This is a genomic window from Paenibacillus sp. J22R3, from assembly GCF_056269305.1.
Map to the genome: position 1 here is coordinate 1 of NZ_JBWDNS010000001.1, position 12,740 is coordinate 12,740.

11 protein-coding genes and 1 other annotated feature are annotated in these 12,740 nt (G+C 50.1%); of the genes, 7 read left to right on the top strand and 4 right to left on the bottom strand.

Features of this window, described 5'->3' with window-relative positions; genetic code table 11:
• Positions 1-148: 148 nt before the first annotated feature.
• On the bottom strand, positions 149-673 hold the full coding sequence (locus tag AC0YN4_RS00005; protein WP_091215368.1) for a type 1 glutamine amidotransferase domain-containing protein: 525 nt from the start codon (positions 671-673) through the stop codon (positions 149-151).
• A 135-nt stretch (positions 674-808) separates the two neighbouring features.
• Between AC0YN4_RS00005 and AC0YN4_RS00010 the strand changes: the two genes are divergently transcribed.
• The 5 genes from AC0YN4_RS00010 (at position 809) to AC0YN4_RS00030 (ending at position 3,882) form a co-directional block, all read left to right on the top strand.
• Positions 809-1,180 carry a VanZ family protein gene (locus tag AC0YN4_RS00010; protein ID WP_475834805.1) on the top strand — a complete coding sequence of 124 codons (372 nt, stop codon included), beginning with the start codon at positions 809-811 and terminating at the stop codon, positions 1,178-1,180.
• A 126-nt stretch (positions 1,181-1,306) separates the two neighbouring features.
• On the top strand, positions 1,307-1,732 hold the full coding sequence (locus AC0YN4_RS00015) for a hypothetical protein (protein WP_090978177.1): 426 nt from the start codon (positions 1,307-1,309) through the stop codon (positions 1,730-1,732).
• Positions 1,733-1,763: 31 nt separating this feature from the next.
• Positions 1,764-2,102, top strand: a complete 339-nt coding sequence (gene ytxJ, locus AC0YN4_RS00020; RefSeq protein ID WP_475834806.1) for a bacillithiol system redox-active protein YtxJ — start codon at positions 1,764-1,766, stop codon at positions 2,100-2,102.
• A gap of 71 nt (positions 2,103-2,173) precedes the next feature.
• Entirely contained in the window at positions 2,174-3,178 is a 1,005-nt protein-coding gene (gene ccpA / locus AC0YN4_RS00025) for a catabolite control protein A (protein WP_475780445.1), read from the top strand.
• Positions 3,178-3,882: a 5'-methylthioadenosine/adenosylhomocysteine nucleosidase gene (locus AC0YN4_RS00030; RefSeq protein WP_475780446.1), complete on the top strand. Its 705-nt coding sequence runs from the start codon at positions 3,178-3,180 to the stop codon at positions 3,880-3,882. Before ccpA ends, AC0YN4_RS00030 begins: the two co-directional genes overlap by 1 nt.
• A gap of 77 nt (positions 3,883-3,959) precedes the next feature.
• On the opposite strand, the gene AC0YN4_RS00035 is transcribed toward AC0YN4_RS00030, so the two are convergent.
• Positions 3,960-5,177: an acetoin utilization protein AcuC gene (locus tag AC0YN4_RS00035; protein WP_475834807.1), complete on the bottom strand. Its 1,218-nt coding sequence runs from the start codon at positions 5,175-5,177 to the stop codon at positions 3,960-3,962.
• A gap of 2 nt (positions 5,178-5,179) precedes the next feature.
• Entirely contained in the window at positions 5,180-5,812 is a 633-nt protein-coding gene (locus AC0YN4_RS00040; RefSeq protein WP_475780448.1) for a GNAT family N-acetyltransferase, read from the bottom strand.
• Between the two features lie 177 nt (positions 5,813-5,989).
• Between AC0YN4_RS00040 and acsA the strand changes: the two genes are divergently transcribed.
• Positions 5,990-7,714, top strand: a complete 1,725-nt coding sequence (acsA, locus tag AC0YN4_RS00045; protein ID WP_475834808.1) for an acetate--CoA ligase — start codon at positions 5,990-5,992, stop codon at positions 7,712-7,714.
• Positions 7,715-7,774: 60 nt separating this feature from the next.
• On the opposite strand, the gene AC0YN4_RS00050 is transcribed toward acsA, so the two are convergent.
• Positions 7,775-10,903: a transglycosylase domain-containing protein gene (locus AC0YN4_RS00050; RefSeq protein ID WP_475834809.1), complete on the bottom strand. Its 3,129-nt coding sequence runs from the start codon at positions 10,901-10,903 to the stop codon at positions 7,775-7,777.
• Between the two features lie 161 nt (positions 10,904-11,064).
• Positions 11,065-11,356: a binding site (T-box leader), on the top strand.
• A gap of 47 nt (positions 11,357-11,403) precedes the next feature.
• Here AC0YN4_RS00050 and tyrS point away from each other — a divergent pair.
• The gene (gene tyrS, locus AC0YN4_RS00055) at positions 11,404-12,657 is read left to right on the top strand and encodes a tyrosine--tRNA ligase (protein WP_475835549.1); all 1,254 of its coding nucleotides are present in this window, start codon (positions 11,404-11,406) and stop codon (positions 12,655-12,657) included.
• Positions 12,658-12,740: the final 83 nt, after the last annotated feature.

The window sequence follows — 12,740 nt, forward strand, 5'->3', positions numbered from 1 at the left end:
TGGCTGTTTCGCGCTACCTATCCCCCTAACCTACCAATTTTAACGATTAAACTTAGCCAGGGGCGCAAACCGTGGGGTGGCCGCCCTTCTTCTGCGCCTTAATTGATTTGGAAATGCTTAAAGCGTCCGTTCTTCTGCCGCATATGACTTAGTTGCCGCGAAGCGCGTCTACGAATGCTTTCGCGTATGGCGGCAGATCCGGCGGACGACGTGACGATACGATGTGGCCGTCTACAACTACCGGCTCATCAATCCATGTTGCGCCTGCATTCTCCATATCATCGCGAATGCCTGGCGTGGATGTTACTTTGCGGCCTTGCAGGATCTTCGCGGAGATCAGCACCCAGCCTGCGTGGCAGATCTGACCGATCGGTTTCTGCGCCGTATCCATTTCTTTCACCAGCTGCAGCACCTTCGGGTAGCGGCGGAGTTTATCCGGCGCCCAGCCTCCGGGCACTAGCAGGCCATCGATCTTGCTGCCGTCGACTTCGTCGAAGGACAGATCAGCCGTGGCCGGAACGCCGTATTTTCCAATATGAGTGCGGCCTTTCTCAGGACCTGCGAACAGGACGGTTGCACCTTCCTCGCGGACACGGTAAACGGGGTACCATAGCTCCAAATCCTCGAACTCGTCGTCGAGCAGGCAAATAATTGTTTTTCCTTGTAAGGACATCTGGTTTCCTCCTTTGGCAGTTACGTAGTGGTTTACGATTACTAGATTCATCAAGCTCTTATCCATTGTAACGAAGGTGATAGTATGAAGCAAACGACGAAGGGATGGCTTCGCTTCCTCCCGGCGGTAATTATTATGGCAACCATTTTTATGCTCTCCTCACGCACGAACGATGAGTTGAATACGTTTCTCCCTTGGTTCCAGGAGCTGTTTCCGCAGATGACCAGTTTCGATTGGGGGCATTTTATCGCTTATTTTGTGCTTGCGTTAACAGTTAGTTATGGATTTGCCCGAAGAGCAGAACGGTGGAGTTTCAAAGTGTTGATCGTGCTCCTATGTGTACTTTATGGCGTTACGGATGAATATCATCAATCGTTTGTGTCCGGAAGAACGCCTGATATCGCGGACATCCAACATGACGCGATCGGCGCTGCGCTTGCCGTCGTTATCGTAGCGCTTCCATTTGTGAATAAACGATGGCGCAGACTGGTTGCGTTATCCGAATGATGCAAAAATTACAACTCGCATAGAAGCAGGACTTTTTTCGCGAATGGTCGAATATCTTTAACGTCGAGCAGCACCTATTGAACTCTTTAAGGTGTTGCTGCTGTTTAAGAGAAGGAGTGGACCACTTTGCAAAAGCGCTGTTCTTGCGGCGACGACATGCCAATGAAGCTGCGTACCGTTATTTATTCGAATAAGGTTGAAATCGATAATGTTCCCATCTACTCCTGCAAGTCATGCAATCGCAGCGAAGTGTTTCCGGAAGTGAAACCGGATTTGACCGGTTTAATCGGCAAACTAGGCGCTCATCCCGTAAAACAGACGTTTCTGTTTAACGAATGGAATGAATGGGCAAATTTGTTAGTAGAGGCTTATCACGAGCGTAAGCTGACCGATCTCGCTATCATGCGGCGCATGACGGAAGAGAGGATCGATATGCTTCTGGATTTGTTTGCTGTGGCGCAAGCCGCGGGCGACGAAGCTTGGACTGCTGAAATACATAAGCGGCTGGCTCAATTGAGCCGTAGCATGCTGCAGTACGGAAGCCGAACCTGAAGGGAGTGAGGGAATGAAACTGCCCCCTCCGATGACAACCGAAGCGCAGTGGGAAGAAGCGTACAACGGTTCTTTCCAACAGCCTTTGCTGGTCTTTAAACATAGTACAAGCTGCTCGATCAGCAGCGGTGCTTATGACGAAGTAGCTAACTGGTTGGAAGATGCGATAACGCTTTCACTCCGGCCTGTCATGGTTTTAGTGCCGGACAATCGTCCGCTTTCAACCCTCATTTCAGAGAAACTTAGCCTCAAACACGAGTCACCACAGCTTATATTAGTGATCAACGGCAAGGTGTCCTGGCATGCATCTCACTGGCGCATTACCTACTCAACATTAGACGAGCATCTCGGTACTCATTGCGAAAAGTAATATTTTGTCGTATCATTACGGTAAAGTAATGCGGCGCGAGATAAAAATTTGAACTAATGGAGAGAAGGACTGTGACGGTAACCATTTATGATGTAGCAAGAGAAGCAGGCGTTTCCATGGCGACAGTGTCGCGGGTTGTCAATAACAATCCAAACGTCAAGCCTCAGACACGGAAGAAAGTATTTGAAGCCATCGAACGTCTTGGCTATCGTCCAAATGCTGTAGCGCGCGGCCTGGCAAGCAAGAAAACAACGACCGTAGGCGTAGTTATTCCGGATATCTCGAATGCAATCTTTGCTGAAGTAGCGCGGGGCATCGAGGATATTGCTAATATGTATCACTACAATATTATTTTGTGTAATGCCGATAAGAAGAAAGATAAAGAGATTCGCGTCATCAACACCTTGCTTGAGAAGCAGGTGGATGGTTTGCTGTTCATGGGCGGCGCTGTAACGGACGAGCATTTGCAGGCGTTCAAGACTGCTAACGTACCGATCGTGCTTTGTGCAACGACGGACGAGAACGGTACGATCCCTTCGGTTGATATCGATCACGAGGGAGCTGCGTTTGATGCGGTTCAAACGCTCATTAAGAGCGGCCATACCCGCATTGCGATGATTTGCGGTACGCTGCAGGATCCATCGAACGGTTATGCCCGTTTCCAAGGCTACAAACGTGCGCTGGAGACAGCAGGTTTGCCTTACGATGAAACACTTGTACGAATCGGCAACTATCGCTACGAATCCGGTGTAGATGCGATGAAATATTTCTTGGAGCTCGAAACCATTCCGACTGCAGTATTCTCCGCTACGGACGAAATGGCAATCGGTGCGATTCACTGCATCCAAGATGCCGGACTTAAAGTGCCGGATCAAATCTCGGTCATCAGCGTGGACAACAGCCGTATGGCGTCCATGGTTAGACCGCAGCTTACTGCTGTCGCTCAACCGATGTATGACATCGGTGCCGTTTCGATGCGCTTGCTGACGAAGCTAATGAAGAAGGAAGCCGTTGAGAACCCTAGAGTTGTGCTTCCGCACGAAATTGTGAACCGTCAGTCGGTAGGGAGTAAATAATGACAGCTTCGTATAACAGAATCGGCATCATGGGTGCCATGGTAGAAGAGATTGATCTGCTGCATAAACATGTCGAGAAGACAAACTCGTTTGTGAAAGCAGGGATTGAATATGTAGAGGGTACGCTGCACGGCCGTAAAGTCGTGTTCTGCAAATCCGGCGTAGGTAAAGTGAATGCCGCTGTATGTACACAACTGCTTATCGATGCAGGTGTTGATTGCGTCTTATTCACAGGAGTTGCAGGTGCTGTTGAGCCTAGTCTGAATGTGGGCGACATTGTCGTTTCGACATCATGCCTTCAGCATGATATGGATGTTACACCGCTCGGATTTGCTCGCGGTCAAATTCCGTTTCAAGATGTATGGGAGTTTCAAGCTGCAGCTGACCTCGTAGAACTTGCGAATGATGCTTGCGAGTCACTATTCCCAGGACGCAGCGTGAAAGGCAAAGTGCTTTCCGGCGATCAATTTATTGCCGATCGTGCTGAAGTGCAGAAGCTGCACGAAGAACTTGGCGGCGCCTGTACGGAGATGGAAGGTGCTTCTCTTGCACAGGTGTGCGTGATGAATAACATCCCGTTTGTTGTCATCCGTTCCATGTCCGACAAAGCAGATGGTTCTGCGCATGTGAATTTTGCAGAATTTACGGTACAAGCTTCGGTTAATTCGCACCGCATTATTGACGAAATGATTCAGCACATGTAAATCGTTCCCTATAGAAAGGCAGTTCCGCATGATGTCCCGCGTACGCACGGGGATGTCACATGGGACTGCCTTTTTGGTTATAACTGCGATAACGCAATCGCTATGGTCGCTTTATTGCGTGCTTCGATTTCTTGTCTGCGTGGCATAGGCTGCCAATCTTTTAAGTGGTCCAGCCAATGCGTGGGCAATGGATCGCTGCTATGCGGAGTCCATTTGTTTAGCCACTCTGCAGGAAGAGGCTCATTCGCGTCAGAATCTCGCAGGAGGGCGGCCAGCGGGTGATCGGACATCTCCAGCCAAACAAGCGCCCACGCCCGTGGAACGACGCGCCAGAGGTCATAGCCGCCGCCTCCGATTGCAATCCATCGACCGGCCGCATAGGTATGCGCTAATTGATGGATAATGGCGGGCATGGCTTGATAGATGCGCATACTGCAGTGAATATGGGAGAGGGGGTCGTAGGCATGAGCATCGCAGCCATGTTGGCTGACGATGACATCCGGTTTGAACACCTCGGCGACTTTGGCAACGGTTTCACTAAAGCAAGCAAGCCAAGACTCGTCTTCTGTATAAGGATCAACAGGAACGTTAACGCTCGTTCCGTAGCCTGCATCGATGCCTCGTTCGTGGACGAAGCCGGTGCCGGGGAAGAGAAACTTCCCGGTCTCATGGATGGAATAGGTGCACACATCGGGATCGGCATAGAAAGTCCATTGCACGCCGTCGCCATGATGGACGTCCGTATCGATATATAAGACGCGTGCGCCATACTGCTTGCGGATATGAGCGATTGCGATCGCTGCATCGTTATAGACGCAGAAGCCTGATCCCCGCTCAGGAAAAGCATGATGAAGCCCGCCCGCCATATGATAGGCGTGATCGGCTTCTCCTCGCATCACAAGGTCAGCAGCAAGGACAGAGCCGCCTACGATTGCGGCAGCAGCTTCATGCATACTTGGAAAGAAAGGCGTGTCCTCCGAGTCCAATCCATACTGAGAGGCTTGTTTGACGGCTTCAGGAGCCGGTGTAACGCGGCTTAGCTCACGTACGGCGTCAATATAGTCCGAGCGATGAACAAGCGCCAGAAGCTCGTCTGATGCTGTCTCAGAATCGATGCAATGTGAGGCTTGAATCGCGTTGACAGATTCTAGTAATTCATGCGTTAGCGTTAAGCGAATCGGGTCGAACGGGTGGTCTTTATTGAATTTATACCGTCCTGCCTCGGGATGATGTATGTACACGGATTTATCCGTCATGATGCGTCCGATCTTCCTTTCCGCCGCTTGCTGCAGCATCACTAATACATAAACCGCTGCCTGAACCGGACACGGTCGAATTGCTCGATTGAGCTGATGGGTACTTCCTTGCCGATTCTGACCATTAAACAATTCGCAGGATGGGCGCATATTTCAGGGTCATCGGTCGCTACCCACTCCATTTCGACGGATTTCATCAGCTTCTCCATCATGGCACGGTATTCCCAGACACTCAGCTTCGTGCCTTCCAGATCCCAGTGCCAATAATATTCTGTCGTATATACGATTACGTTCTCTAGCTGTTCTTGCGAGAATGCGAGCCGAATCATTCGTTTGCCAAGTCCAAGCGAACGATAATCGTCGGAAACTTCCACCGCCCCAAGCTCGATGAGATCGATCATCCCGCCTTCGGACCACCGCTCCAACTCATCCGGATAGTGAAAGGTGACATATCCGACAATAATTTCGCCATCGCGAGCGGCTATAATCCGTCCTTCCGGCAGTTCAGCTATTTCAATGAGTGCTTTCATTTGTTCTTCCGGTCTGCGAAATGCATCCAATTGCGGATGAAGCTTAAGCCGTTTCAGCGCATCTGCGGGCAAGGGTCCTTCCAGGACGATTTCTCGATCCTGATAAGGCAATTGCTGCGCTTGCATCCTTTTGCGATGTTCCAATGATGTGGGCTCCTTTCGCGTGCTATTCTACTTATAACAAAAAAATGACGGGTTGAAAAGCATGGTTGAACTAGGCTCAGCGTGATATAATATGTAAGCGTATTCCTTGGAGGGAGCCGTTACGGAGGCCGACCTCGCTAGAAAATGTTGCACAATGGGCAGGAGGATGATGAAAGAATGACTAATATGCATCAAGAACGGATTCCGGCTACGGCATCCGGCTCCAACATGACAAGCTATGATGAAACATATGGTAACTTTAGTTTTGAACAGCTTGAACAACAGTTTTCATGGTCTGAAACGGGCAAGGTCAATATGGCCTATGAAGCGATCGATCGTCATGTAGCAGCGGGACGAGGCGACAAAGTCGCTCTCTACTATAGCGATAACACTAGAGACGAATCGTATACGTTCCAAGAGCTGTCCAGCCAATCGAACCGTTTTGCCAATGTGCTTCGCGGACTCGGAATCGGGAAAGGCGAGCGGGTATTTATTTTCATGCCGCGTACGCCTGAGTTATATTTCAGTCTTCTTGGCTCCCTTAAAGTCGGTGCGGTTGTCGGCCCATTATTCGAAGCGTTTATGGAAACAGCCGTCAGAGACCGTTTGCTTGACAGCGGTGCAACCGCAATCGTGACGACACCTGCATTGCTCTCGCGAATTCCGCGCAGCGAATTGCCGGATTTGAAGCATGTCATCGTTTACGGTGACGGCGTCGAAGCAGCAGAAGGCATTGTTAATTTTAAAGAAGAGATGGCGAAGGCAGCAGATGAAGCTGAGATGGAATGGCTTGATCGTGAAGACGGCCTTCTGCTTCACTATACATCGGGCTCCACAGGCAAACCTAAAGGTATTTTCCATGTTCATAATGCGATGATTCAGCACTACTTCACAGGAAAAGTTGTACTGGATTTGCAACCGGACGATGTGTATTGGTGCACAGCCGATCCGGGCTGGGTTACAGGAACCTCTTACGGAATATTCGCACCTTGGCTTAACGGTGCTGCCAATGTCATTCGCGGTGGACGTTTCAGCCCGCAGGACTGGTATTCCACAATCCAGAAATACGGCGTTACCGTATGGTACAGCGCTCCAACGGCATTCCGCATGCTCATGGGCGCAGGGGACGATGTCGTTCAGAAATTCGACCTCTCCAGCCTGCGTCATGTCCTCAGTGTCGGTGAGCCGCTTAATCCAGAGGTTGTTCGTTGGGGCCTCAAAGTCTACAACCAGCGGATTCATGATACGTGGTGGATGACGGAAACCGGTGCGCAGCTGATTTGTAACTATCCGAGCATGGATATTAAACCAGGCTCCATGGGTAAACCGATTCCTGGCGTTCAAGCGGCGATTATCGATGACAGCGGAAACGAGCTTCCGCCTTACCGGATGGGTAACCTGGCTATTCGCACACCTTGGCCGTCGATGATGCGCAAGGTTTGGAATAACCCCGCGAAATACGAAGAGTATTTCCGTCTGCAGGGCTGGTACATTTCCGGTGACTCCGCTTATCAAGACGAAGACGGTTACTTCTGGTTCCAAGGTCGTATCGATGATGTAATCAATACAGCAGGTGAGCGAGTAGGGCCATTCGAAGTGGAGAGTAAGCTCGTTGAGCATCCGGCTGTTGCCGAAGCTGGCGTCATTGGTAAGCCGGACCCGATGCGCGGCGAAATCATTAAAGCGTTCGTTGCTCTTCGTGAAGGCTACACCGCCTCTGATGAACTGAAGGCGGATATCGCTAAGTTTGTCAAAGAAGGCTTGTCCGCTCATGCAGCGCCTCGCGAAATCGAATTCAAAGATAAACTGCCGAAGACACGCAGCGGCAAGATTATGCGCCGCGTACTGAAGGCATGGGAGCTCAATCTCCCGACAGGCGACCTGTCAACAATTGAAGACTAAGGCGTTCCATAAACAAAAGCCGCCAAGTGCATCGAATGATGCGCTTGGCGGCTTCTTTCATTATTTGATTCCGACCGGTGTGGAGGTGTTGGATTCGCCAGTCTCATTAACCGCACTGACTTGGAAGTAACCTGTGGTCATTGGAGAAACGTACTCGAATCTGGCCTCTTCCGTTGAGCCGATTTTGCGATATCTGCCATTCTCGGTCGTGCTGTAATAGACATTGTACTGCATCACTTGCTCGGAAGTGGCATTATCTGACCAGGTCAGCTTAATTCCGATATCGGTGCTTTCAAGCTTCACATTCATCGGGACGGTCGGAGCGGCTAGGCCGCTCTCGCCGGTCGAAGTCCCCGGATCAGGAAGCAGTATGCCGCCGGTATCATCACCTGTACCTTGAACGTCACCTTGATCCGGGAAATCCGGAGTAGGTGGAAGCGGATTACTGCCGCTGCCGGACGCTACAATGATGCTTGGGGAAGATTCTCTTCCCGCGATATCAACGGAAGTCACGTAATAGCTGAATGTTGCCGAGCCGCTGACGTAATTGACGAAACGACTTTCCTGGCCTGTCATAACCGGGCTGCCTGTGTTAGTGAAAGGCCCGTCATTAATAGCGCGGTATAACCGGTAACCGACAATATCTTTCTCAGGTGCCGGAGCAAATACGATACGGTATGCATTCGTCTTGCTCACGGTTTCGAGACGCACATTAGATGGAGCAGAAGGGGCCTTACCGTCTTCCACGCGCGGATCGACGATGGATGGGGCATCCTGCCCGGCATCCGGCGGCAAGTACATATCCATCGGTCTGCGGCTTTCTTCAGGAAGCTTAGCTTGTGCAGCTTCAATTTCCTGCATGAGTACATCCAGTGGTTTCTCGCGTTTGACGACCGTGAGTTCCTTAATCATATCTGCAGGTGTTGAAGGCTGCGGGATGTAGTTGACCCCGTTGAACGAGATAACGGCCATTTTGACGAGCGCGTCATCGGCGTCCTTCGGCAGGAATTTGCTGTTGAACCAATCGGTTACCAGCTTACCATTGCTCCGTGTAAGCTCTGTAGGGAGCTTACCGCTAACGCTTGATACCGTTGATTTCACAATACCCGAAGGCATGCTGAACTGCTTGGTAGGGAATAACTCAGGCCGTTCATCCGTCACTTCATTCATAATAAGCGCCCAGATGTTCTTCGCGTGATTTCTGCCGTCTTTCGATAAAGAGTAAGCTTGTTTCTCATAACCGACCCACACGCCAAGGGTGATATCCGGGGTGTAGCCCTCGAACCAAACATCGCCATAGCTTTGCGTGGAGCCTGTTTTACCGACTACCGGGATTTTGCCGTAATTTTTGAACTTCGATGCCACAGCATGGCCGGAGCCGTTCGGATCTGAAATGACTGTTTTTAGCATATCCGTCATGAGGAACGCTGTTTGCTGCGAGAAAACCCGAAGCGGCTTCGCTTCATGCTTATAGACGATATCGCCATTGGCATCGGTAATTTTGCTAATCATGTAAGCATCGTTAAAGACGCCGTCATTCGCGATTGCACCGTATGCATTCGTGAGCTCCTCAACAGAAACACCAATGCTGAGACCTCCGATTACACCGGTTTGCGCATATTCATCTTCCGGTTTAAGGGAAGTAATGCCGAGCTTTCTGGCGAATTTCCAAGCTTCCGGAATGGTCACCACTTGGTTAAACAGCTTAAGAGCCGGAAGGTTCAAGGAGCGGTTTAACGCTTCACGTGCAGTAACAAGACCATAAAACTTCTTATTGAAGTTCATCGGGATGTGGAAGCCTTTCTGTCCATCCTTAAGCACCATTGGCGCATCATCCAGCACGCTGGCAGGTTGAATTAAGCCTTTCTCGATAGCAGGCAAGTAAGCGGCAATCGGCTTCATCGTAGAACCGGGCTGCCTTGTCATCTGAGTGGCATGGTTCATCTGCTCGGTGTAGAAGTCGCGGCCTTCCAGCATGCCCAGGATGGCGCCGGTCTTATGATCGAGCATGACGGCTGCCGTTTGCTCCATGCCTTTCTCTTCGCTGTCCGGGTCGAAATTCTCTGGGTTAGTGCCTACTTTATGTATGGCATTATATACGCGCTTGTCGATTGTCGTGTAGATGTGATATCCACCGCGCAGCAGGCGCTCCCGCGCTTCTTCAATCAGCGGCGCATTTTCTTTCTTGCGGACATCCGCAATTGTCAGGTTAGGGTTCTCCTGCATGAGCAAAATTTCTGCACCCTGACGTTCTGCCTCAAGCATCAAGTAGGGGAAAGTGGAGTACGCTTTCTCCGTAGGCTTGGCTAGCGAGGCTTTAATATCAAAAGCCATTGCTTCATCGTATTGTTCCGCGCTGATTCGAGTTGTTTCAAGCATCCGCTTAAGCACCATATGCTGACGGTCGATCGAAAGGGCGAAGCCGGATTCGTTGAATTTGCCTTTGCTGGTGAAGGCCGTATAGGCCGACGGTCGCTGCGGCAATCCAGCCAAATAGGCAGATTGTGCGATGTTCAGTTGATTCAGATCCGTAATATTGAAGATCCCTTTAGCTGCTGCTTTAATACCATATAGATTATAGCCGCTGTTACCTGTACCAAACTGAACCTTGTTGAGATAAGCAGTCAGAATTTCATCCTTGGTCATAAACCGCTCGAGCCGCATGGAGAGGAAGATTTCCTTTACTTTACGACTGTCTGTCTTGTCCAAGGTGAGAAACACACGTCTGGCGAGCTGTTGTGTGAGCGTACTGCCGCCTGTTTGTGTTTCTTCGTTAAGTACTTTTTGCTTCACGGCGCGTGCAAGGCCATTGAAATCGACGCCGATATGTGAGTAGAAATTGTTGTCCTCCGTTGCAAGGACGGCATTGACGACTTGTGCAGGGATATCAGCTCTCTTAATGAGCCGGCGGTCCTCTTGTGTACGCAATTGACCGACAGGTGTTTGTCCATCATTGAAGTAGACAAAACCGGTTACGGCGTTTTCGTTCATTTTGGTTTCAATATCAGTGCGAGGGCGTACGGGTTCATCCTTGACGAAGGATGCAACGTAACCAGCGACGGTAGCTCCGGCAAACAATCCGATCAATAATCCGAAAATGAATAGCCATTTGAAGGTTACGAGCGTCACGATTCCAAAAGTCCGCCATTTGCTGTATCCTTTTGTTTTCTGTTGACGGTCTTGATTCATAAAATGATTAGCCTCCTCCGATTAACAGTGCTATTATAGCATAAATCGCCATACGGTTTGCAGTGGAGAACGCGTTTTTGTCTAAACTTATGGACAATAAGGATTCTCGTTGACTTTTACTAAACGTGTATGATATAACCTAAAACAAGAAAAGTTCATATTGAAACGTGTTGACAGGCATCAGTAGAGCTGCTGATCGACGATTTCAGAGAGCCGGTGGGTGGTGTGAACCGGTACGCGCTGCAGTTTGAATTACCGCCTCGAGCTGATCGGACGAACGAGGTCTACTTGAGTAATATTAGAGTAGCCCTGCCAGTAGTCTGTTTCCGGATAGAATCCGTTATGAAATGAAGTGAGAGCCGCCAGATTGGCGTCCGCGTCAGTCCAACTGACATCCGGCGCCGGCGACTCTAACGAGGGTGGTACCGCGAGCAAATCCTTCTCGTCCCTTGAGGACAGAAGGATTTTTTGTTATTTCGCGGAGGGAGTCGATCGTAATGGTGAAATGGGAACAACTTACGGCTGAACAGCAGCAGGAAGTAGAAAGACAAATGAACGTCATTCGCCGCGGTGTCGTTGAAATCGTACCGGAGGATGAATTGAAAGCGAAAGTAGTTGGCGCTGTTGCGACGGGCACGCCGCTGAAAGTAAAACTTGGGCTTGATCCTTCTGCACCGGATATTCACATCGGACACACGGTTGTGCTTCACAAGCTAAGACAGTTTCAGCAGCTTGGACATACGGTGCAGCTCATTATCGGTGATTTCACCGGAAGAATCGGGGATCCAACCGGGAAATCAGAGACACGTAAGCAATTGACCGAAGAAGACGTTAAGCGCAATGCGGAGACGTATAAGAAGCAAATTTTCAAGCTGCTTGATCCGGCGCAAACTACCGTTTACTACAACTCGGAGTGGCTGAGTCCGCTGCAATTTGCAGATGTTGTGACTTTGTCGGCGAAAGTAACGGTTGCGCGTATGCTCGAGCGCGATGATTTTACGAAACGCTACCAATCCGGTCAGCCGATCAGTATCCATGAGTTTTTCTACCCACTGATGCAAGGTTATGACTCCGTTGCGCTGGAAAGCGATGTTGAGCTGGGGGGGACGGATCAGAAGTTCAATCTGCTCATGGGTCGCACCCTTCAGAGGGAATATGGCAAGAGCGCACAGGCTGCTATTCTCACACCGCTTCTGGAAGGCTTGGACGGCGTGAACAAAATGAGTAAGAGCCTTGGCAATTACATCGGGATTGATGAGGAGCCGAATCAAATATACGGGAAATCGATGTCGATTCCGGATGAGCTTATGGTCAAATACTGTGAGCTTGCAACAGATATGGCAGATGAAGAACTGGAAGCGCTGCGAGTTGGTCTCGAGAAGGGCAGTGTACATCCAAGAGATGCGAAGATGAAGCTTGGTCGCACGCTTGTCCGAATGTACCATGGCGAAGAGGCGGCGGAGGCAGCGGAGCAGCATTTTATCACCGTATTCCAGAAACGTGCTCTCCCTACTGATATTGAAGAAGTGCCGCTTTCAAGTCATGTCCTTGAAGAAGGCTCCATCAGCATCCTCAAGCTGCTTACGACTCTTGGGCTGCAGACATCCTCCAGTGAAGCTAAGAGAAGCGTACAGCAAGGCGCTGTGCGTATCAACGAAGTTAAGCTTGAAGACTGGTCAGCTGCCATAACACCGGAGAACGGTGACATCGTGCAAGTCGGCAAACGGAAAATTGTTAAAATCGTGCTGCAATAGCAGATCATAAAGGCTCACCTGGCGAAGCGATTTGCTGGTGAGCCTTTTCTATATTTCGACAAAGCTTGTCCGTACTGTCGTTG